20 protein-coding genes are annotated in these 21,159 nt (G+C 65.3%); 11 read left to right on the top strand and 9 right to left on the bottom strand.

Going from position 1 to position 21,159, the window contains the following annotated elements; all coding sequences use genetic code 11:
* Positions 1 to 51: 51 nt before the first annotated feature.
* From ACFPTO_RS03520 to ACFPTO_RS03510, 3 genes are all read right to left on the bottom strand, one after another.
* A complete protein-coding gene (locus ACFPTO_RS03520; protein WP_377709496.1) occupies positions 52 to 1,089 on the bottom strand; it encodes a LacI family DNA-binding transcriptional regulator in 1,038 nt (345 codons plus the stop codon).
* 139 nt (positions 1,090 to 1,228) lie between these two features.
* Complete coding sequence (locus tag ACFPTO_RS03515) at positions 1,229 to 1,939, bottom strand: hypothetical protein (protein WP_377709494.1); 711 nt, start codon at positions 1,937 to 1,939, stop codon at positions 1,229 to 1,231.
* Positions 1,940 to 2,349: 410 nt separating this feature from the next.
* Positions 2,350 to 2,760, bottom strand: a complete 411-nt coding sequence (locus ACFPTO_RS03510; protein WP_377709492.1) for a hypothetical protein — start codon at positions 2,758 to 2,760, stop codon at positions 2,350 to 2,352.
* A 451-nt stretch (positions 2,761 to 3,211) separates the two neighbouring features.
* Here ACFPTO_RS03510 and ACFPTO_RS03505 point away from each other — a divergent pair, with 451 nt between their 5' ends.
* On the top strand, positions 3,212 to 3,805 hold the full coding sequence (locus tag ACFPTO_RS03505) for a P-loop nucleotide/nucleoside kinase family protein (protein ID WP_377709490.1): 594 nt from the start codon (positions 3,212 to 3,214) through the stop codon (positions 3,803 to 3,805).
* Positions 3,806 to 3,833: 28 nt separating this feature from the next.
* Here the strand turns inward: ACFPTO_RS03505 and ACFPTO_RS03500 are convergent, their stop codons facing one another.
* Together ACFPTO_RS03500 and ACFPTO_RS03495 are read right to left on the bottom strand one after the other, a co-directional pair.
* On the bottom strand, positions 3,834 to 4,940 hold the full coding sequence (locus ACFPTO_RS03500; protein WP_377709488.1) for a saccharopine dehydrogenase family protein: 1,107 nt from the start codon (positions 4,938 to 4,940) through the stop codon (positions 3,834 to 3,836).
* 233 nt (positions 4,941 to 5,173) lie between these two features.
* Positions 5,174 to 5,638, bottom strand: a complete 465-nt coding sequence (locus tag ACFPTO_RS03495; protein ID WP_293035095.1) for an Lrp/AsnC family transcriptional regulator — start codon at positions 5,636 to 5,638, stop codon at positions 5,174 to 5,176.
* Positions 5,639 to 5,929: 291 nt separating this feature from the next.
* Between ACFPTO_RS03495 and ACFPTO_RS03490 the strand changes: the two genes are divergently transcribed.
* Positions 5,930 to 6,457, top strand: coding sequence for a Spy/CpxP family protein refolding chaperone (locus tag ACFPTO_RS03490; RefSeq protein ID WP_377709487.1), 528 nt, complete (start codon positions 5,930 to 5,932; stop codon positions 6,455 to 6,457).
* Between the two features lie 167 nt (positions 6,458 to 6,624).
* Positions 6,625 to 7,059, top strand: a complete 435-nt coding sequence (locus ACFPTO_RS03485) for a PGDYG domain-containing protein (RefSeq protein ID WP_377709485.1) — start codon at positions 6,625 to 6,627, stop codon at positions 7,057 to 7,059.
* A gap of 62 nt (positions 7,060 to 7,121) precedes the next feature.
* Here ACFPTO_RS03485 and ACFPTO_RS03480 read toward each other — a convergent pair whose 3' ends face one another.
* From ACFPTO_RS03480 to ACFPTO_RS03470, 3 genes are all read right to left on the bottom strand, one after another.
* Positions 7,122 to 7,487 carry a DUF3022 domain-containing protein gene (locus tag ACFPTO_RS03480; protein WP_377709484.1) on the bottom strand — a complete coding sequence of 122 codons (366 nt, stop codon included), beginning with the start codon at positions 7,485 to 7,487 and terminating at the stop codon, positions 7,122 to 7,124.
* 44 nt (positions 7,488 to 7,531) lie between these two features.
* Positions 7,532 to 8,347 carry a YhfC family intramembrane metalloprotease gene (locus ACFPTO_RS03475; protein WP_377709482.1) on the bottom strand — a complete coding sequence of 272 codons (816 nt, stop codon included), beginning with the start codon at positions 8,345 to 8,347 and terminating at the stop codon, positions 7,532 to 7,534.
* A 262-nt stretch (positions 8,348 to 8,609) separates the two neighbouring features.
* A complete protein-coding gene (locus tag ACFPTO_RS03470) occupies positions 8,610 to 9,542 on the bottom strand; it encodes a LysR family transcriptional regulator (RefSeq protein ID WP_377709481.1) in 933 nt (310 codons plus the stop codon).
* Positions 9,543 to 9,655: 113 nt separating this feature from the next.
* Between ACFPTO_RS03470 and ACFPTO_RS03465 the strand changes: the two genes are divergently transcribed.
* From ACFPTO_RS03465 to ACFPTO_RS03440, 6 genes are all read left to right on the top strand, one after another.
* Positions 9,656 to 10,744, top strand: a complete 1,089-nt coding sequence (locus tag ACFPTO_RS03465; protein ID WP_377709480.1) for a YeiH family protein — start codon at positions 9,656 to 9,658, stop codon at positions 10,742 to 10,744.
* 239 nt (positions 10,745 to 10,983) lie between these two features.
* Complete coding sequence (locus tag ACFPTO_RS03460; protein WP_377709479.1) at positions 10,984 to 11,721, top strand: glutathione S-transferase; 738 nt, start codon at positions 10,984 to 10,986, stop codon at positions 11,719 to 11,721.
* A gap of 172 nt (positions 11,722 to 11,893) precedes the next feature.
* Positions 11,894 to 13,639 carry a ClcB-like voltage-gated chloride channel protein gene (locus ACFPTO_RS03455; protein WP_377709966.1) on the top strand — a complete coding sequence of 582 codons (1,746 nt, stop codon included), beginning with the start codon at positions 11,894 to 11,896 and terminating at the stop codon, positions 13,637 to 13,639.
* A gap of 224 nt (positions 13,640 to 13,863) precedes the next feature.
* On the top strand, positions 13,864 to 15,210 hold the full coding sequence (locus ACFPTO_RS03450; RefSeq protein ID WP_377709478.1) for a C45 family autoproteolytic acyltransferase/hydolase: 1,347 nt from the start codon (positions 13,864 to 13,866) through the stop codon (positions 15,208 to 15,210).
* A 263-nt stretch (positions 15,211 to 15,473) separates the two neighbouring features.
* A complete protein-coding gene (locus ACFPTO_RS03445) occupies positions 15,474 to 15,629 on the top strand; it encodes a hypothetical protein (RefSeq protein ID WP_377709477.1) in 156 nt (51 codons plus the stop codon).
* Between the two features lie 135 nt (positions 15,630 to 15,764).
* Positions 15,765 to 15,995, top strand: coding sequence for a DUF2795 domain-containing protein (locus tag ACFPTO_RS03440; RefSeq protein ID WP_377709476.1), 231 nt, complete (start codon positions 15,765 to 15,767; stop codon positions 15,993 to 15,995).
* A gap of 44 nt (positions 15,996 to 16,039) precedes the next feature.
* On the opposite strand, the gene ACFPTO_RS03435 is transcribed toward ACFPTO_RS03440, so the two are convergent.
* Complete coding sequence (locus tag ACFPTO_RS03435) at positions 16,040 to 16,657, bottom strand: TetR/AcrR family transcriptional regulator (RefSeq protein ID WP_377709475.1); 618 nt, start codon at positions 16,655 to 16,657, stop codon at positions 16,040 to 16,042.
* Between the two features lie 233 nt (positions 16,658 to 16,890).
* On the opposite strand from ACFPTO_RS03435, the gene ACFPTO_RS03430 reads away from it, so the two are divergent.
* Positions 16,891 to 18,030 carry an efflux RND transporter periplasmic adaptor subunit gene (locus ACFPTO_RS03430; protein ID WP_377709474.1) on the top strand — a complete coding sequence of 380 codons (1,140 nt, stop codon included), beginning with the start codon at positions 16,891 to 16,893 and terminating at the stop codon, positions 18,028 to 18,030.
* Complete coding sequence (locus tag ACFPTO_RS03425) at positions 18,027 to 21,152, top strand: efflux RND transporter permease subunit (protein ID WP_377709473.1); 3,126 nt, start codon at positions 18,027 to 18,029, stop codon at positions 21,150 to 21,152. The genes ACFPTO_RS03430 and ACFPTO_RS03425 overlap by 4 nt, the downstream gene beginning before the upstream one ends.
* Positions 21,153 to 21,159 lie beyond the last annotated feature (7 nt).

The following is a 21,159-nucleotide window of genomic DNA, read 5'->3' as shown; positions in this document are numbered from 1 at the left end:
TCGCGACGTTTCCCGCGGATTGCCTCGCATGTTCCCCTGACGCGCCCCGCCTCAGGCCGCGAGCGACTTCACGTCCGAGACGCTGACGAGCGGCCCGGTCGATTCGCGCGCGATGAGGCGCGGCGCCATCAGGCGCCGGCGTCCGGGCGCACCGGCTTCAGCGGCCCCCGAGATCCGTTCGATCAGCGTCAGTGCGGCCATCTCGCCGAGCGCGCGCACCGATTGTCCCACCGTCGACAGCGTGGGCCAGGTGAAATGGCCGAACTCGATATCGTCGAAACCGATGACCGAGCAGTCTCCCGGCACCGAAAGACCGCGCTCGGCCGCGGCGCGCAGCGCGCCGATACCCATCATGTCGTTGCAGGCGAAGATCGCGGTGGGGCGCACGGTATCGAGGAGTTGCGCCGCGGCGCGATAGCCGCCCGAGCCCGAAAAGTCGCTTTCGACGATTGCACCCGGCGGGATTTCGATGCCGCGTCCGGCCATCGCGCGCAGAAAACCATGCACGCGCATCGCGCTTACTGCCGTCGAAACCGGTCCGGTGATGCAGCCGATGCGCAGATGGCCGAGTTCGATGAGATGCCGCGTCGCGAGCCACGCGCCGCGCTCATGGTCGATCTGGACGAGATCGGCGTCGAGCCCTTCGATGTTGCGATCCACGACGACGAGCGGCTCGCGCGCTTCGGCAAGCGTTGCCGCGAGCACGGCGTCTTCGCCGGCCGATGCCAGGATCAGCCCGTCGATACGCTTTTCCTGCAGCACGCGCAGATAGCTGCGCTGCTTGGCCGGATCGTCGTCCGAGTTGCAGAAGAACACGCAGTAGCCCTTCTGCGCGCAACCATCCTCGACGCCGCGCGCGAGCTCCGCGAAATAGGGATTCGTGCCGTTCGGCACCAGCAGCCCGATCGTCGCCGTTGCCCGCGCCTTGAGCGAACGCGCCACCGCCGACGGCACGTAGTTGAGTTCGCGGATCGCGCGCTCGACCTTGGTCCGCACGTCGGCCGACACAGGCCGCGAATTGTTCACCACATGCGACACCGTCGTGAACGACACCCCCGCCACGGCAGCCACATCCTTGATCGTCGCCATCTTTCTGTTGCTCCTGCCTCGTTTGCTGCCTGTTGCGGCCGTCTCGCAGTGCGCGCTCCACCTCCAACCGCGCGCCGCGATGCGGCTATTGCCCTCGACGGTCCACCACTGCCGCGCAGACCGCGCCCTCTGTCGATTGTTATGTCCTTCGTATGCAGCTGCAGCGCATGTCGAGCACAGATGCCCCGAACACCGCGCCGGCAATGATGCGTTCCATCGGTTCCTTCAGCCCCTCCAGCGCCTTCAGTCCTTTCGGGCCGCTTGCACCGTTCCCGCCGCGCACAGGCACCCTGTCGCTCATCGGTTCCGAACTGTCGATCGCGACGCTCGCCATGGTCTGTCGCACGTGCCCCGCGCCAACTGCGCTGACGATTAAGGCAACAGCGAACGCAACAGCTAACGTAACAGCGAGCACGAGCGCCGTTCCCGCTGTCACGACGGCGAGTTCCGGCACGAGGCTCGCGCCGGGCGTATCGTAAGTGAGCAGGCGCAAGCCGGGCCGGAAGAACAGCACGAACATTGTCACGGGCGCGATTGCATACAAAAAATCGCTGTGCGCCGGACGTGCATATGCACCCTGACTAGCCTGCGGGACAGGCCTGGCTGGTTGCGCGGCCAACGGCTTGTTCGTCATGGCGCCGCGCTCGCTCGCGTGGCGTCGAGCCGATCGGTGACGCAGGCGGCGTGCGTCACTCACGCGACGGTCCGCGATCACCCGCGCCGACGCCTCGCCCGCGCGGCGGTCGAGGTCGGTACCGGCGTACGCCGGTTGCGCGTCAGTCTTGCCGACACGCGTCTTCCTCAGCATTTCAGCCGCTGCGGACATCACGTCGGGGGCAATTGCATCCATCACGATCCTGTAGTCGCGAGCCTGGCCGCGCGCGACGCGGGTAGCGAAGCGCACGCAGCACCCGCGCAGACCGGGTCGATCCACCGGCACACGCGGCACGCGGGCATTTGGGCGGTGGCGCGCGAAGCGCAGCACTCACGGCCACTCTCCGGCCGGACGCGCTAGTTTCGTCACCAACACGTATCGCATAACGGCCTGGCGGCGCATTTCTTGAGCGCATATTTCACTGGGCGACGCCGAAGACACGGTGGCGAATGCGCAAAACCCGCATGGCGGGTCTTCTGCTTTGCTGTGCGGACTGCCTTGAGCAAACCGGCATGCCGGGCGATCGTGCGCATCGCTTCGACGTGTTCCTCCCGACGACGAACTCGCATGCATGCATCGCCGTTACGGAACAAGTCGCAAGAGCGTCAATGTGCGACGCGGCGGATCAGGATGCGATGGCCGGTGTCGAACGATACATTCGCGATGTTCGTATAACGCGGATCAACCACGAAACGGATCTCCACCACGGGGTCGAACTGCGTCGTCGCGCCGATGCGGTGCACGCCAGCGCGCAGGTACAGGACGACGTGCTCGCCGTTCATCAGGTCGGTGACCCGCTCGCCATCGACGTAGAGCGGCGCATCGCGAAACTTGACGACCAGATCGTTGGTGCGCTCGCGCCGCACATCCACGGCGACGCGCCCTTCCCCCGGTTGCGTATAACCGGGCAACACGATGCGCTCGGCGGGCACCGGCCTGAACGGCACCGGCGGCGCGGCCGTTTCGGCGCAGCCGCCGATCGTAAGCACGGTAAGCGTGGTGAAGGCAATGAGCATGGCAAGCGCTATTGCCTGTGCTGCGGCGCGCAGGCTGCGGCATGCCCCATGACGCGTCATTGCGCACGGTGCGAGCAATGCATGGAACACACGCGAAAGCATGAAATGCGTCCCCTGTCTGTGCCGGTCTGCCGGGTTGTTCCGGCTTATTTCCGTATATTTCTATTTATTACCATTGGCTTCACCGGCACGCGCGGCGCGTGCGTTCATCATGCCTGTCCGCGACAAGGCGCATTCGTGTGCGCTTGCACGGTACGGGCATAACGGCGATGATCAATGTTACCGACTTGGCAGCGTGCGCGGCGCGCCCGCGCCGCTGCGCGCAACAGGAGACTGAATCAATGCTGCATTTCTCGTGGAAACCCGGCATCGGCAGCGTCGACGCGATGTGGCTGGACGCGAACGCTCGCGGCGAAGACGTGCAATCCACCGATGCGGAGAACCACCTTTCGTGACACGCCTCGTTTTCATCTGCGGCCACGCCGGCACGGGCAAGACATCGCTCGCGAAACGCCTGATCGGACCGCTTGGCCGCGCGACGGGCGAAGCGTTCTGCCTGCTCGACAAGGACACGCTGTACGGCCGTTACAGCTCCGCTGCCATGGGGGCGCTCACGCACGATCCGAACGACCGCGACAGTCCCCTCTACCTGAAGCACCTGCGCGACCCCGAGTATCAGGGCTTGATAGATACCGCCCGCGAAAACCTCGAACTCGGCGTGAGCGTGATCGTCGTCGGGCCGCTCTCGCGCGAGATTCGCGACCGGCGGCTCTTCGACCGCGCGTGGCTCAACATCGGGCCGAAGGTGGCGCTCTCCGTGGTCTGGGTGCAGACAGCGGAGGACACGGCACATCGCCGCATCATCGGGCGCGGCAATCCGAACGATGCCTACAAGCTCGCCCACTGGGACGAATACCGGCAGCGCCGCTTCGTGCCCTCGGGCACGCAGCTCGAAGGCCTCATCGTCTTCGACAGCACGGCGCCCGACGAGTCCGACTACGACGCGTTGCTGCAGCGCATCGTGCAGGCGGCGACGACGCCCTGAGTGCCGCCCGACGCCGCCTGCGATTCCCTTACGCCACCTGCGCCAGTGCGCGGGCGTCGAGCGTCGCGCCCTCGTACACCTGCCCGAAGCGGTTCGCGAGGAACTGATCGAGCACCACCTGCTCCTGGCGCACGAAGCCCTGTTGCGGCAGCTTCTTCTCGCGGAACAGATCGAGCACGGCGCACATTGCACCCGCCGTGGTGATCTGGATCGCACTCATCGGCACGCCGCACACCGTCTTGGCAAAAATCTTGCGCGTCAGCACTTCCTGCACGAGCCGGCCGTTGCGCATGCCCGTCACGGTCATGAAGATCAGCACGACGTCCTGCTCGGTCTCGGGCACCGCGCGGCGCAGGATCGACTTGAGCGTGTCGCGGTCGGTGGCCAGGCGCAGGTCTTCGAGCAGGAATTGCATCAACGCGCGATGTCCCGGATAGCGCACCGACTTGTAGTCGAGCGATTCGACGCGCCCGGCCAGCGTCTCGCACAGCGTGCCGAGCCCGCCCGAGGTGTTGAACGCCTCGTACTCCACACCGTCCAGCGAAAAGTGTTCGAGGCCTTCGAGCGGCTGCACCCATTGCGTGCGGCCGTCGCGAATCGCTTCGCACGGCTGGCAGTACTCGTTGATGAGACCGTCCACGCTCCAGGTCAGGTTGTATTTGAGCGCGTTGGTCGGGAATTGCGGCAGCGCGCCCACGCGCATCTTGACGTCGCGGATCTCGGTGAAATGGCTCGCAAGCGCGTGCGCCGCGATGCCGATAAAGCCTGGCGCGAGGCCGCACTGCGGCATGAAGACGTGATCGGCGCCCTCGGCGAGCGTGCGGATCGCGTGCGTCGCGCGCACGTCCTCGGTGAGGTCGAAGTAATGAACGCCCGCCCCCTTCGCCGCCGATGCCACGTTCACGGCGAGGTAGTACGGCAGCGCATTCACGAGCGCGTCGTAGCCCGCGAGCGCACTGCGCAGCGCGGCGCCATCGGCGGAGTCGACGCGCTCGACAGGAATGCCGTCCGCAGCGATTTTTTCGAGCGCTTTCGGGTCGCGGTCGAGGGCAACCACCTCGTAGTCGCCGGTCTCGCGCAGCATGTGGGCAATGGTGTGGCCGATCAGGCCGGCGCCGGCAATTGCGACTTTCATCTTGCATCTCCTTTGCTTGGTTTTATGGTCCGGGGCGAAGCCGCGGCCGCTAAGGACAGTCTAGGGAGATGCGTAATCGGTTTATAGACGCAAAGTGCTGCGTTTCGACCTTAATTTTCGACGTTTCGACCAGGCTGTTCGACGATTCGTCGAAACAGGGCGAAACATGGCGAAACAGGTCAAAAATCGGCCGATGCGGGCCGAAACAAGTCGAGCCGGCTCGCGCTGCGCCTTCAGCCCGCGACCATGCCGCGGTCGATCTTGCGCGCGAGCACGATCGAGGTCGTCGTGCGCTCGACGCCCGGGATGCCGCCGATCTGGTCGAGCAGATCGTTGAGGCGGTCCGGCGTTTCGGCACGCAGCCAGGCGACGTAGTCATATTCGCCGCTGACCGCACAGAGCAGTTGCACCTCGTGCATCTTGCCGAGACGCTTCTGCACGTCGGCGCCGTGCTTGGGCGCGATGATGAGTCCCACCCATGCCTGAAGACTCGCATCGAGCACGTCCTGGCCGAGCCGCACGCCATAGCCCGCGATGACCTGCGAACGTTCGAGCCGCGCGATGCGCGCAAGCACCGTCGTGCGGGCGACACCGAGCCGGCGCGCGAGGTTTGCAACGCTCTCGCGTGCGTTTTCCTGCAGCAGCGCGACAAGGCTGCGGTCGAGGTCGTCGAGTTGGTCGAGGCGCGGCGGTCTCATCGATGGGACGTCTCACAGTCAAAAGAATGTGGCGTCATTATCGCGCGCCGCGCGGCACACGAGGCATTGGCCGGTGGCAGCGAACCTGCCTGCACGCGCGGTTCATCGTGCGCTCGCCTGCATTTGCAGCGATTTCGGCGCGTATCACTTGTAAGCAGTTGTCGCGCCGCCATCGCAGCCGGACGTTATCGTGGTACTAATATCCGCTGCAATTGGTCCGGTATTGAGTCCCACTCGCTACGAAACGCTACAAAACGCTACGTAACGCACGAAATGATCCGAGGAGCAAAAATGAAGAAGACTTTGGCCGTCCTTGTTGCCGCGCTTTCGATGAGCGGCGCCTTCGCGCAAACCGCAGCTACACCCGCCGCGTCGTCAGCGCCCGCAGCGGCAACCCAGGAGGCGCGCGCCGCCGAGCACCAGCAGCGCGTCGAAGAACGCATCGCCTTCCTGCACTCGACGCTGAAGATCACGCCCGAGCAGGAACCGCAGTGGAAGACCTTCGCCGATCAGATGCGCAGCAACAGCCAGAACATGTCCGATCTGTTCAAGCAGCGCGCGAACGGTGAAACCACGCGTAACGCGCTCGACGACATGAAGCAGTACGCGCAGCTCACCCAGGCCCACGCCGAGGACATGCAAAAACTCGTCACCGCGTTCGAGCCGCTGTACAACAGCTTCTCGCCGGAGCAAAAGGCGCTGGCCGACCAGACCTTCCGCCACCATGGCCGGGAAGCCGGCGGCAAGGGCGGTCCGCGTTCGAAGCATCGCGGCAAGGCGCACGCGAAGCCAGCGAGCGACGCCGCAGCGGCGCAGTAACGCACGCACACTGTCGCGCACGAAACTGGCACAAACGGTGCGCAAAACGGCGTGCGCGACCGCCCGATTCAAGGTACCCTTGCGAACCGCATGACGGCCGGACAGTTCAGTCCGGCCGTCGTTTCATCTGGAATACGCTTTTTCGATGCAGTTCCGCTACCGCCATCATGATTGAACTTGCCCAACTCGACCTGCGCGCCGACGCCGCTGCCCAGCGCGTCGTCAAGGACGAAACCGTCGCCGTGACCTTCGCCGCCGAACCCGGTGAACTGATGAGCCTCGAAGGCCCGAATCGCTACGCACTCGGCGACGCGATCATTACCGGCTCCACCGGCGAGCGCTGGGTGGTGTCGCGCGAACGTTTCGATGCGAAGTACCTGCCCGCCGACGCGGCGCTTGCGCACGGCACGCCCGGCGCGTATCGCAACCGGCCCGCAGTCGTGCTCGCCCGGCGCATGGACGAACCGTTCACGATCGTGCGCTCCGCGGGCGGCGACCGCCTCACGGGCGCCGCGGGCGACTGGGTCATGCAATACGCGCCCGGCGATTACGGCGTCGTGAAGGCAGAGCGTTTCGCCAAGGTCTATCGTATTGCCGACTGAGCACCGAACGCTCGCATAACCACGCGTAATCACGCTCAATCACGCGTGATGCGCGAGACGCGTCACGCGAAATCCTCATCCAGCTCCAGCGTCACCTCACGCGCCACGCTCTCGCCTTTCGCGTGCTGCTCTTCCAGCGAACCGATCGTCGCTTCCACATACGCGCGCAGCACCGCGAAACTGCGACCGCGCAACCGTGGCGGTAATGCCCGGTAGCGCGCGAGCGCGGCAGGCGCGATCGCAATGGTCATCGTCATGCGCCGCGCGGCCGAGCCGAAGCGCATCGCCACCCAATACACCGTCAAGAGCGGCGTGCCGTTTTCGGCAGGCTGCTCGGTAAAGCGCGTCTGCTCGGGAAAGAGATCGGCGATCACGCGCGCGAACTCCTCGAAATCGGGACTCGCACATTCAAACAGATAGTCTTCCATCCAGACCAACAAAAAGGTGAAAAAACGCGCCGGTCGAAACCGGCTTACGCAGCAGCGTCCGCACGACGCGCTGGCCGGCAGATGCGAAACAGGACGGCAACAAGCGCGATCGCAACGGCCGCATAGACGCCATCGACCATGAGCAACGGCAGCATGCGCGCCTGAAACATAGCGGCAGGAACGTCGATCAGTGCGTGGAGAACGATCGCAAGCGGCAGGATACCCTTCCATCGCGCACGCACGCCGCGCCACATCAGCACGGACAGGCCAATCTGGAACACAAGCGCCGCAGTGCGTTCGACAGCGAATACGCCTGCGAGCGACGGCGACAATCGACCGAGGATCAGATGCACGCGCAATACGGCGTCCATCGGGAGGTTGGTGAGATGGTTGTCGAGTTCGCCGCGATTGGCGAGCACGGCGAACACGATCCATTGCAACTGCACGATCACGCCAACGAGCCACGCCTCGGCGCCGCCATGACCGATGCCGTAACCGATGCCCGTGCTGTCAGTGGACGGCTGCGCGGTCGCCACGTTCGGCGCGCGTCGAGCAAGCATGCGCATCGCGATATAGCGGCCCACCTCTTCGCACACACCAGTGGCGAGCGCCCCATAGACGACGAAAGCAAGCGGGTTCGCGAGCCACGCGGCGGTCACGGGATTGCCGTGCAGCATATAGCCGTTGAGCGCCCGCTCGATCACAGTCGCGAAAAACGCGAATACGGCGATGCCCGCAACCGTGTCGCGCCAGCCGAGCGCGAGAGGACGCTGCAGCCGCCGATAAAGCAACACGGGCAAGAGTGCGACGAAGAGTGTCGCGAGCGAGAGGCTGATCAGCGTGGTCGGGGCTACGAACATGAGGCGCCTTATAACATCCGGCACGCGCCAACGCGCGCCGCAGCCCGAATCATCGCAGATATCGGGGCTGCCGCGCAGCCCCGGCCACCGTCGGCTGAATGTGGAGACGCGCCTGGCCCGTCACGTCGCGCATCGTCGCGCTGTGGCTCATCGTGCGAGCACTTCAGGGTTCACGACATGACGAACGAGCGCGCCCGAGATGACGAGCACCGCGCGCATGAAGCATAGGATGCAGCAGGCGAACCCGCCGGACGGCGACAAACTACTTCGCTGCGCTGACGGCTGCGATTTCGCCTGCCTCCTCCGCGAAACACAGATCGAGAAATACCTGAGCCACCCGCGAGGCCGCGCCCGCGTGCGGCACGAGAATCGAAAAATGCCGCGCGAGCGGCTGCGGTCCGAGCGCGAGCCGGCACAAAGCGCCGTCTTCGTGGCGCATCGACATGGCCGATACGAAGCCGATGCCCATGCCCGCGCGCACTGCCTCCTTCACGCCCTCCACGCCCGCGATTTCCAGCGCAATGCGCATCGGCACGCCCGCTTTCATGAACGCGCGCTCCACGATCTGACGCACGCCGGAACCGTCCTCGCGCAGCACGAGCGGGTATTCGCCGAGCGCGGCGAGCGGGACGCGCGTGTCGGGCACATCAGCGTGCGCGTGCGCAGCAACGGGATGCCCGCGTGGCGCGATGGCGACGATCTCGTCGTCGTGCCACGGATGCACGATCGTATCCGACGGCAACTGCGCGCCAACCGGGCCTTCGATCAGCGCGACATCGAGCGAGCCGAGCATGCCGATGACATCGGACGTATTGCCGTTCATCGTTTCAAGTTTCACCTCGGGGAAACGCCGATGAAATGCCGCCGCCAGATACGGCAGCAAATAGCTCGCGGGCGTCGTGCTTGCGCCGATGCGCAGCGTCCCGCGCTCCAGCCCGCGCAGCGCGTCGCGCAACGCATGGGCGTCGCGCCAGCAGTCGCGCAGCCGCGTTGCGTGCGTCGCCAGTTGCTCGCCGGTGGGCGTGAGGCGCACGCCACGGCCATCGCGCACGTAGAGCGCCTCGCCGAAGGCGTCCTGCAACAACCGCAACTGGCCCGAAACCGCAGGCTGCGAGAGATGCAGTGCCTCCGCTGCACGGCTGATGTTGCGATGCTCGGCGACGGCGGCGAAGGTTATCAGCTGCTCCGGGGTCATGACGAGTAATTATAGGGTTGGCTTATATTTTACGTCACAAATGATGATTATTCATATCGATATATCTAAATTAGGATAAGCGCATTCGTTCGCTACCCGATTCCCGAATCGCCATGTCCGCCTCCCCTTCAACGACGCTTGCGCATCAGCCGTCCCCCACACGCGGCCTGCTCAACGGCGTCCTGTTCGTCTCACTGCTCGCGGCGGCCGTCACGCGCCTCGCCGCATTGCCCGCCATCGCCGGCCTGGGCCTGAGCCCGCTGATCGTCGGCATCGTCGCCGGAGCGGTCTACGGCAACGTCCTGCGCGACGGGATGCCTGAAAGCTGGGCCGCTGGCGTCAACTTCTGCGCGCGCAAGCTGCTGCGCATCGCCGTCGCGTTTTTCGGCCTGCGCGTGAGCCTTCAGGAGATCGCCCAGGTCGGCCTGCCGGGGCTCGTCGAATCGGCCGTGATCGTCGTGAGCACGCTGTTGATCGGCACCTGGGCCGGCATGAAGCTCATGAAGCTCGACCGCGACACGGCCATGCTCACGGCCGCGGGCGGCGCGATCTGCGGCGCAGCCGCCGTGCTCGCCTTCGAATCGACGCTGCAATCGAAGCCTCACAAGAGCGCCATGGCCGTCGGCAGCGTCGTGCTGTTCGGCACGCTCTCCATGTTTCTCTATCCGGTGCTCTACCGCGCGGGCTGGCTCCACCTCGATACGCTCGGGGCCGGGCTCTACTTCGGCGGCACGATTCACGAAGTCGCGCAGGTCGTGGGCGCGGCAAGCACTGTGAGCCCGGAAGCCACGCATATCGCCACCATCGTCAAGATGACCCGCGTGATGCTGCTCGTGCCGGTGCTGCTGGTGCTTGGCGTTTGGCTCAATCGTCGCCAGGCGCACGGTCACGGTCACAGCAACGGCGCGGGGCACGCGGCGCGGGGTGCGCGCAAGATCGCGGTGCCGTGGTTCGCGCTCGGCTTCCTCGCGTTCGTGATCGTGAACTCGCTGCACATGCTGCCTGAGGCTGCGACGCAGACCGTCAACGCACTCGACACCTTCGCGCTCACGATGGCGATGACCGCCCTCGGCATCGAGACACGCATTTCGCAGGTTCGCCAGGCCGGTCCGCGCGCGCTGACCACGGGGCTCGTCGTCTACGCATGGCTGATCGGCGGCGGTCTCGCGATTACCTGGGCCGTGGAACGTCTGTTCGGCTGACGGTAGACACGCCGTCAGCATGCCGCGCGGATTGCCACCCCGATCTCGATCTTCCCCCGGCCCGCTGGCAACGCCAGCGGCTCGCCCCGCCGCGTGCGGGGCTTTTGGCGTTTCGGCTCGCGCCCTGGCGCGTGTGCTGATCGGGCGTACGGCATCCGTCGAACAACCGCGCCGGTTGCGCGCGATACTGTGCCGTACCGCCCGTCTCACGGGCAGGCGTCATGGCAAAGGGGCAACCGATGGCATACGAACTGTATTACTGGGATGGCCTGCAGGGCCGCGGCGAATTCGTGCGGCTCGCGCTGGAAGAAGCGCAGGCGGACTATGTGGACGTGGCGCGCGGAGAGAAATCGGCGGGCCTCGGCATCGGTGCGATGATCTCCGAACTCGACAGCCGTTCGGGCGCCTATCCGCCCTTCGCGCCGCCGTTCCTCAAGGACGGCGATCTGCTGATCCCGCAAACCGCGAACATCCTGTTCTATCTCGGACCGAAGCTTTCGCTCGCGCCGCGCGACGAAGGTCTGCGCTACGTGGCCAATGGCCTGCAGATGACGATCGTCGATCTCGTCGCCGAAGTGCACGACACGCATCACCCGATCGCGAGCGGCCTCTACTACGAGGACCAGAAACACGAAGCGAAGGCGCGCGCCGCCGACTTCCTCGCGCATCGCATGCCGAAGTTTCTCGGCTACTTCGAGCGCGTGCTCGCGCAGAACCCGTCCGGCGCGCAGCACATGGTCGGCGACGCGCTCACGTATGTCGACCTGTCGATCTTCCAGATCGTCGAAGGTCTGCGCTACGCATTCCCGAAAGCGACGAACCATCTCGCCGAACGCTATCCGCATGTCTGCGCGCTGCACGATGCCGTGGCCGTGCGCCCGAACATCGCCGCGTATCTCGCTTCGCCGCGCCGCCTGCCGTTCAACGAAACCGGCATCTTCCGGCACTACCCGGAACTCGACCACGCGACGCGCTAGCCACACGCTCTAACCACGCACGCGCCCGTTGCCCGGCTTGCGCCCGGCGGGCGTCAACCACGGCTGCTGGCGGCCATGCGCAGCGCCGCGTGACGCCATTCCCCTGCCGGGCGCAATGCTATGCTTGCGCTCGGCGCCGATTCCTCACACTTACACCCGCAACCTGTCCGCCGTGCTGTCATTCCTGCTGAAACTGCGCACCCGCGCCCGCAACCTGTTCCGCCTCTCCGACGCGCACACGATGCTCGTCTGGTCGGTCATCGTCGGCGTCGCTGGCGCGTTCGCGACCGTGATCTTTCGCGAAGGCATCGCGCTGTTGCAGCGCCTGTTCTCCGGCACGTCCGGCAGTCTCGTCGAAATGGCGAAACATCTGCCGTGGCAGACCCGCATCTGGCTGCCCGCCGCGGGCGGTTTCATCGCGGGCTGCCTGCTGATGCCCGCCAAACGCAAGGCGCCGGGTGACGACGCGCGCACCGTTCACACCGATTATGTGGAAGCGGTTGCAATCGGCGACGGCGTGATGCCGGTCGGCAAAAGCCTTTGGCGCGGTGCGTCGTCGCTCTTCACGATTGCAAGCGGCGGCTCGATCGGCCGCGAAGGTCCGATGGTGCAGCTCGCGGCGCTCGCGGCCTCGCTGATCGGCCGCTGGGTCCACTTCGATCCGCAGCGCCTGCGCCTGCTCGTCGCGTGCGGCGCGGCGGCCGGTATCACGTCGGCGTATAACGCGCCGATTGCGGGTGCCTTCTTCGTCACCGAGATCGTGCTCGGCTCGATCGTGATGGAAAGCTTCGGGCCGATCGTCGTCTCCTCGGTCGTCGCGAACATCACGATGCGCGAGTTCGCGGGCTACAAACCGCCGTACGAAATGCCGCCGTTTCCGGCCATCTCGGGCATCGAAGTCGTGCTCTTCGTCGCGCTCGGCCTCCTGTGCGGCGCGCTTGCGCCGCAGTTCCTCGCCCTGCTCGACGGCACGAAGTCGCGCGTCGCGCGCCTGAACCTGCCGCTGCCGGTGAAATTCGCGCTGGGCGGCCTCGTGTGCGGCGTCATCTCCGTGTGGACGCCCGAGATCTGGGGCAACGGCTACAGCGTCGTCAACTCGATCCTCCACTCGCCCTGGACGTGGACCGCGCTCGCCACCGTGCTCGTGTTCAAGCTCATCGCGACGACGGCGACAATCGGCTCGGGCGCCGTAGGCGGCGTCTTCACGCCGACGCTCTTCATGGGCGCCGTGTTCGGCAGTCTCTTCGGCCAGGGCATGCACGCACTGTTTCCGCACGGCACCTCGGAGCCGTACGCCTACGCGATGGTCGGCATGGGCGCGTTCCTGGCGGGCGCGACCCAGGCTCCGCTGATGGCGATTCTCATGATCTTCGAGATGACGCTCAGCTACCAGGCCGTGCTGCCGCTCATGCTCTCGTGCGTGGTCGCGTATTTCGTCGCGCGCGCGACGGGCAAATCGTCGATGTACGAAATCACGCTACACCGCAATCGCGAAGTGGAAGAACGCACACGCCTGCGCGCCACGCAGATGCGCGCGCTGATCCGCCCGGCCGACACCGTCGTGCAAGCCGACGCAACCGTCTCCGACATGACGCGCGTGTTCCTCGAATATCCGGTGAAGTATCTCTACGTCATCGACGCGTCGGGTCACTTCCTCGGCGCGGTCGCGCTCGCCGATATCACCTCGGATCTGCTGCAGAAACGCGACACGTCGCAAAAGCGCGCTTCCGACTACGTACAGATGCCCTTCAACGCGCTCACGCCGGACATGTCGCTCGCGGCGGGCCTCCAGCATTTCATGGCGTTCCGCGGCGAACGCCTGCCTGTCATCGAGAGCGAGCAACAACCGACGCTCAGCGGCGTCGTCTACAAGACCTCGCTTCTCGACGCGTATCAGCGGCTCAATCCCGAGCGCTGAAACTGCCGCGCACCTCGTGCGCGCACCGCCGTCGCCATCGCCCGGAGAGCCGCATGCCCCGTGGCTCCTCACGCACCGGGCTCGCCACGCGCCACCTGTTAAAGCGCAGTGGATTTTCTACAATGGAAATCAGCCTTGCGCTGCCCCGGCGTGTTTGCGGGGTTCGCGAACCGGGCCGGCGCCGATCGGCAGAATCGGCCGAAAGGATGCAAACCGGAGCGAAGATGAGCGAACCGTCTCTCGATGCCGTACGACGCGATCACGCGGGCTGGATCTTCGTGCACCTCGAAGGCGAACCGTACGACCGCGGCGAGCAGCACGGCCAGTTGCTCAGCAACGAGATCCGCAACGCGATCCGCACGGCGCGCTATCTCGCGAAATGGGACACCGGCGAGGACTTCGAGACCTTCGTGAACGCCGCCGTCACGCAGTTCGCGCCGCGGATCGACCACGAATTCGCCGACGAAATCCAGGGCATCGCGGACGGCGCGAAGCTGTCGTTCGCCGAGGTGCTCGCCTGGAACGGCTATATGGATTTGCTGCAGGGCTGGTGGCCGACGCATGCGGCGGCGCAGCAGCCGCAGCAACACGTGAAGCCGTGGCGCGGGCGGCGCGGCCACCACTGCAGCGCCTTTATCGCGACCGGCAGCGCGACGCGCGACGGCCGCATCGTCATGGCGCACAACTCGTGGGACCGCTACGCGGCAGGCGACGCCTTCAACGTGGTGTTCGACATCGTCCCCGAATCGGGCCATCGCATTCTCATGCAGGGCCTGCCCGGCTGCATTTCCAGCCTCACCGATTTCTGGATCACCTCGGCCGGGCTGATGGTCACGGAGACGACCATCTCCAACTTCGTCGGCTACCGCGCGAGCGGCGCGCCCGAGTTCTACCGCTCGCGGCGCGCGACGCAATACGCGTCGAGTATCGGTGAATGGTGCGAGATGTTCGCGATGGCGAACAACGGCGGGTACGCGAACAGCTGGCTGCTCGGCGACATCAAGACGGGCGAAATCGCGCGCTACGAACTCGGGCTGCAGCACACGGGCTTCGAAATCACGAAAGACGGCTTTTTCAGCGGCTTCAACGCCGCGAGCGACCTCAAGATCCGCAATCAGGAATGCGTCGGAGAAGGCGACGATTTCACGGACGTGCGCCACAACGGCGCGCGGCGGCTGCGCTTCATGCAGCTTGCCGAGCGGCATCGCGGCAAGATAGACATCGAACTGGCGAAGGAGATGATCGCCGACCATCACGACGTCTATCTCGACCGCGACGACAACCCGTGCTCGCGCACCATCTGCGGCCATCTCGAACTCGACGACGCGCGCTTTGCCGGTTCGGATCACGGACCGTTCAATCCGTGGGGCGCGAACGACGGCAAGGTTGTGGATAGCGAAATGGCCCGCGATCTCGCGTTCTGGGCACGCTGGGGCCATCCGTGCGGGCGAGCGTTCGACGCGCAGGCGTTCATGCAGCGTCATCCGCAGTGGAACTGGCTGAACGGTTACATGCGCGACCGGCCGTCGTGGCCCTGGACCCGCTTCGAGGTCCTGCGCCCCGGCGTCTGAGCCGCATCAAAAAGCACGCACGTTCGAGACGCATTGCCGCATTTCCTGCCATGATGGAACTGTCGCAATTTCCGGATAGCGGGCTGACAGAGTGCCGCTCCGGGGTGCGGCACAGCGTTTGCTGCAGCCTGCAGGCTGCATGGAAAGGAGGTCGAGCGATGAAAGCCTCGACACTGATGACCAGCGTTCTCCTCTCGGCATCGTGCTTCGCGGCGCCTGTGCGTACGGCGCAAGAAGCTCCGGTTGAACAAACGAGTGCAGGAATGCAGTTCCACCGGGACGACGCTCCAGTCGCCCCGCCCGCTCCCAATGTGCCGGTTGCCGTGAGCCGCGGCCACGAGCATTGGGAGTATCTGAGCCTGCCGAAGTCGCGGCGCCTCGATCAGGTACTGAGCCCGGTACTACACCAGCAGACGTGATACATAACGCACACGCAGAACGCACTCGCAGGCACACGCAGCGGCGGCGTTCGGCGTGGATTCTGTATGCTCGTCGTGCGTCACACTCCGCCTGACGCATCGCACTGAGCGCCCGCCGCGCAAAGGACACTCCGCATGCCCGCCTCCCGCATTCCCGACGAACCCATCGATCTTCAATTCGCCGACGTGCTGCGCGAGGTGCGCTGGCCGGCCAACAAGGACGATCTCGTGGCCGCCGCGCGCAATGCGGGCGCCAGCAACGAAGTGGTGGGAATACTGGACGGGATGCCCGAGCAGGACTATGTGGATGTCGCTTCGGTCACGCGGCTGATCGGCAGCAACTACGGCCCCGGGCTCGGTTCGTAAGTCCGCTGCCTGCGCAGTTCAAGCGCACGTTTCAGACGCGCGGTTCAGACGTCGCGCCCGAACACCACGCGCGCAAAAAATCGGGCTAGCACTTCTTCGACGACGGCAGGCGTGACGTGCTGCGGATCGGCCGTGGCGAGAAACTGCACACCGTCGCACAGGCCGATCAGGCCGATCACAAGCCGGTCGGGCGCAAGCGGTATGGGCGTGCCGGCGCGCGCCGAAAACTCCTCGATATACGCGGCCAGCTGGTCGCGTTTTTCCTTCATGAACGCGTTAAAGCGCGTGCGAAAGCGCGCATCGCGTGCAGCCAGCAGCTTCGCCTCGGCCCACAGCAGAACACCCTTGTTGTCCTGCGCCATGCGGCTGTAGTAGGCGATCACGCGCGCTTCCATGTCTTCGCGGGTGGTTTCGGTTTCGAAGATCGCGCGCAGATCCGCCTGCATCGCCTCGTGGTCGCGGCGCAGCAGCTCGACGAGCAGTTCGGCCTTGCTGGCGAAGTTCGAATAGAACGCCCCTCGCGTATATCCCGCGGCAAGCGCGATGTCTTCGACGCTCGCTCCCACGAAGCCTTTGCTCATAAAAATGGCGTGCGCAGCGTCGAACAGGCGCTCGCGCGTCTGGTCACGGCTCTGTTCGCGGGTCAGTCGGATGCGAGTCATGGCGAGAGTCTAGCACCGAATTATTCTTCGAATTCATTCACGCACTCAGATACAACCTTGTATTAGAATCCACTTCATCATCTGTAGCCGACGCGTCTCGCGCATCGGCGAGTCCGTTCCAGCGGTGCCGTGCCATGGCACGCGCAGCGCACACAGCCGCGCGCTTGCGCGTGTGTGCAGCCAAGCAAGTCGAGGTCCATGTGAATCGTTGCGGTCGTGGCGTATCGAGCAAGATGCGCAGGCAGTCCAGTCGGTCATCGCGCGGCATTGAATGGCGCCGCCTCGCCGGTCTTCTCTCCTTATGCGGCGCCGCTGCGCTTGCGGCGTGCGGCAAGCAAACCGCCGCGCCGCCCGAACCCCGCCCGGTCGTCTCGATGACCGTGCACCCCGACCAGGACGGCGCACCGGCCACGTACCCCGGCGAGGTCGAAGCGCGGTATTCGACGCCGCTCTCGTTTCGCGTGAACGGCAAGATCGTCGAGCGCAGCGTGCGCCTCGGCGACGCCGTCAAGCCCGGTCAAATCCTCGCGCGCCTCGATCCGGCCGACTACGACAAGAACACCGCGAGCGCCGCCGCGCAACTCGCAGCCGCACAGCATCGCTATGTGTTCGCGAAACAGCAGCTCGAACGCGACACCGCGCAGGCCGAGGCCAACCTCATCGCGAAGGTGCAGCTCGAACAGACGCAGGACGCGTACGCGTCGGCCACCGCGCAGCGCGATCAGGCGCAGCAACAGCTCGCGCTCGCCGAGAACCAGCGCCGCTATACGCAACTCGTCGCCGATCACGCGGGCATCATCACCGCCGAAAACGCCGATACCGGCCAGAACGTGCAGGCGGGCCAATCCGTCTATCAACTGGCGTGGTCGGGCGATATTGACGTGTTCTGCGACCTGCCGGAGAACACCGTCGCCGGCGTGAGCGTCGGCGAGCACGCGCAGGTGAACCTGCCCGCGCTGCCGGGCAAGCGCTATTCGGCCCGTGTGCGCGAGATTGCTGCGGCCGCCGATCCGCAAAGCCGCACCTGGCGCGTGAAGCTCACGCTCGACGAGCCGGACGCCGCCGTCCGGCTCGGCATGAGCGCGAACGTCGTGCTCGCGGCAAAGCACGCAGGCGCCGAGGGCGCATTCACGATTCCCGCCACCGCCCTCTTTCATGACGGCAACGCGCCCGCCGTCTGGGTCATCCATAAGCCCGACAACGTGCTGCAATTGCGCAGCGTAACGATCTCGCGCTACGACGCCAGCACGATCACCGTGACGAGCGGACTCGACGACAACGACCAGATCGTCCTGCAAGGCGTCCACACGGTTACCACGGGTCAGAAAGTGCGCCCGGTTCCGCCGCTTCATTCGGAGGACTTCGCGTCATGAGCACGCCTCACGAAGAGGGGCGCTTCAACCTGTCTGCGTGGGCGCTTCGGCATCAGGCGCTGGTCGTCTTCGTCATCGCGCTCGCGACGATCTTCGGTGCCCTCTCCTATACGCGCCTGTCGCAGTCCGAAGATCCGCCTTTCACATTCCGCGTGATGGTGATCCAGACCTTCTGGCCAGGCGCTACGGCGCGCCAGGTCGAGGACCAGGTGACGAGCCGCATCGGCCGCAAGCTTCAGGAAACGCCGCACATCGACTTCCTGCGCAGCTACTCGCGCCCGGGCGAATCGCTCGTGTTCTTCACGATGAAGGACTCCGCGCCGGTGAGCGAGGTGAAGGAAACGTGGTACCAGGTACGCAAGAAAGTCGGCGATATCGCCGCGTACCTGCCGCCCGGCGTCCAGGGCCCGTTCTTTAACGACGAATTCGGCGACGTCTACACCAACATCTACGCACTGGAGGGTGACGGTTTCTCGCCAGCCCAGTTGCACGACTACGCCGACAACCTGCGCGAAGAATTGCTGCGCGTGCCCGACGTCGGCAAGGTCGATTACTTCGGCGATCCGAACCAGCACATCTACGTCGAGATTTCCAATACGCAACTCACGCGCCTCGGCATCTCGCCCACGCAGATCGGTCAGATTATCGGCACGCAGAACAGCGTCGCGGCGGCGGGCACGCTGACCACCGCCGACGATCGCGTCTTCGTGCGCCCGAGCGGCCAGGTCAAGGACGTCAAGGCGCTCGCCGATACGCTGATCCGCGTGAACGGCCACAGCTTTCGCCTGGGCGACATCGCCACGATCCGGCGCGGCTACGACGAGCCGACCGTCACGCAGATGCGCTACGAAGGCAAATCCGTGCTCGGCATCGGACTCACGATGCAACCGGACGGCGATGTGATCCGGCTTGGCCGCGCGCTCGACGTGCGCGTCGCGCAACTGCGGGCCCAGCTGCCCGCGGGTTTGCGGCTCGTCGAGGTATCGAGCATGCCGAAAGCGGTTTCGCGCTCGGTCGACGACTTCATCGAGGCCGTCGCCGAAGCCATCGGCATCGTGCTGCTCGTGAGCCTTGTATCGCTCGGCGTGCGTACGGGCACGGTCGTCGTCATCACGATTCCGATCGTGCTCGCCGTCACGTCGCTCGTCATGTATCTGTTCGGCATCGGCCTGCACAAGGTTTCGCTCGGTACGCTGGTGCTCGCGCTCGGCCTGCTCGTGGACGACGCCATCATCTCGGTCGAGATGATGGCCGTGAAGCTCGCGCAGGGCTGGAACCGCACCAGCGCCGCTGCGTACGCCTATACGAGCACCGCGTTTCCGATGCTGACCGGCACGCTCGTCACGGTCGCCGGTTTCTTGCCGATCGTCCTCGCGAAGTCGAGCACTGGCGAGTACACACGTTCGATCTTCCAGGTCTCAGCAATCGCACTGATCGCTTCGTGGTTCGCAGCAGTCGTGCTGATTCCGCTGCTTGGCTATCGTCTGCTGCCCGAGCGTCAGCGCGCGCCGCACGAGCCCGATGGCCACGAACACGACATTTACGACACGCGCTTTTATCGTCGCTTCCAGCGCTGGATCGGCTGGTGCGTCGAGCGGAAACTGATCGTGCTGGGTAGCACCATCTTGCTCTTCCTGGTGGCGCTCGCGGGCTTCACGCTCGTGCCGCAGCAGTTTTTCCCGAGTTCGGATCGGCCAGAGTTGCTCGTCGACGTGCGCCTGCCCGAAGGCGCGTCGTTCGACGCCACGCTGCGCGAGGCGAAACGGATCGAAGCCGCGCTCAAGAGCCGCCCTGAAATCGACCATTCGATCACCTTTGTCGGCACCGGCGCGCCGCGCTTCTATCTCCCGCTCGACCAGCAATTACAGGTGCCGAACTTCGCTCAGTTTGTGATCACGGCAAAATCGGTGGAAGACCGCGAAAAACTCGCGACCTGGCTGCAAGGAAAGCTGCGCAACGATTTCCCCGCAATTCGCACGCGCCTCTCTCGGCTGGAGAATGGACCGCCCGTCGGTTATCCCGTGCAGCTGCGCGTCAGCGGCAATGACATCGCCGTCGTGCGCAGCATTGCGGACCGCGTCGCCGCCACGATGCGCGACGATCCGCGCACCGACAACGTCAACTTCGACTGGGACGAACCCGCCGAACGCTCGCTTCGCTTCGAGATCGACCAGCAGCGGGCGCGCCAGTTGAATGTGTCCTCGGAGGACGTCGCGAATTTTCTGCAGATGACGCTCTCGGGCTACACCGTCACGCAGTTCCGCGAGCGCGACAAGCTCATCAGCGTCGATCTGCGCGCGCCTGCGGCTGAGCGCGTCGATCCCGCGCATCTGCTCACGATGGCGATGCCGACGCCCAACGGACCCGTGCCGCTCGGCTCGCTCGGCCACCTCGTCAACGACCTCGAATACGGCGTGATCTGGTCGCGCGACCGGCAGCCCACCATCACGGTGCAATCCGACGTGAAGCCGGGCGCCCAGGGCATCGACGTCACGAACAACGTCGTGAGCCGCTTGCAGACGATCCGCGCGACGCTGCCGACGGGCTACCGCATCGAAGTCGGCGGCTCGGTCGAGGAAAGTGCGAAAGGCCAAGCGTCGATCAACGTACAGTTGCCGATCCTCGTGATCGCCGTGCTCACGCTGCTCATGATCCAGTTGCAGAGCTTCGCGCGCGTAATGATGGTGGTGCTGACCGCGCCGCTCGGCCTGATCGGCGTCGTCATCGCGCTGCTGCTGTTTCGCCAGCCGTTCGGCTTCGTCGCCATGCTCGGCGTGATTGCGATGTTCGGCATCATCATGCGCAATTCGGTGATTCTCGTGGACCAGATCGAAACGGATATCCGCAGCGGGCACAAGCGTTACGACGCCATCGTCGGCGCCACCGTGCGGCGCTTCAGGCCGATCACGCTGACCGCTGCCGCAGCCGTGCTCGCGCTGATTCCGCTCTTGCGCTCGAACTTCTTCGGCCCGATGGCGACAGCGCTCATGGGCGGCATCACGAGCGCGACCGTGCTCACGCTCTTCTATCTGCCCGCGCTCTACGCCACCGCGTTCCGCGTGCGCAGCAGCGAGACCGACGAACCCGGCGGCGATGGCCGCCACGCGGAGAATGCATCATGAAACGGTC

The sequence above is a fragment of the Paraburkholderia denitrificans genome (assembly GCF_042655705.1).
GTDB lineage: Bacteria > Pseudomonadota > Gammaproteobacteria > Burkholderiales > Burkholderiaceae > Paraburkholderia > Paraburkholderia denitrificans.
The sequence above is the reverse complement of the archived record's forward strand: the minus strand, read 5'-3'. Positions and strand labels throughout refer to the sequence as shown.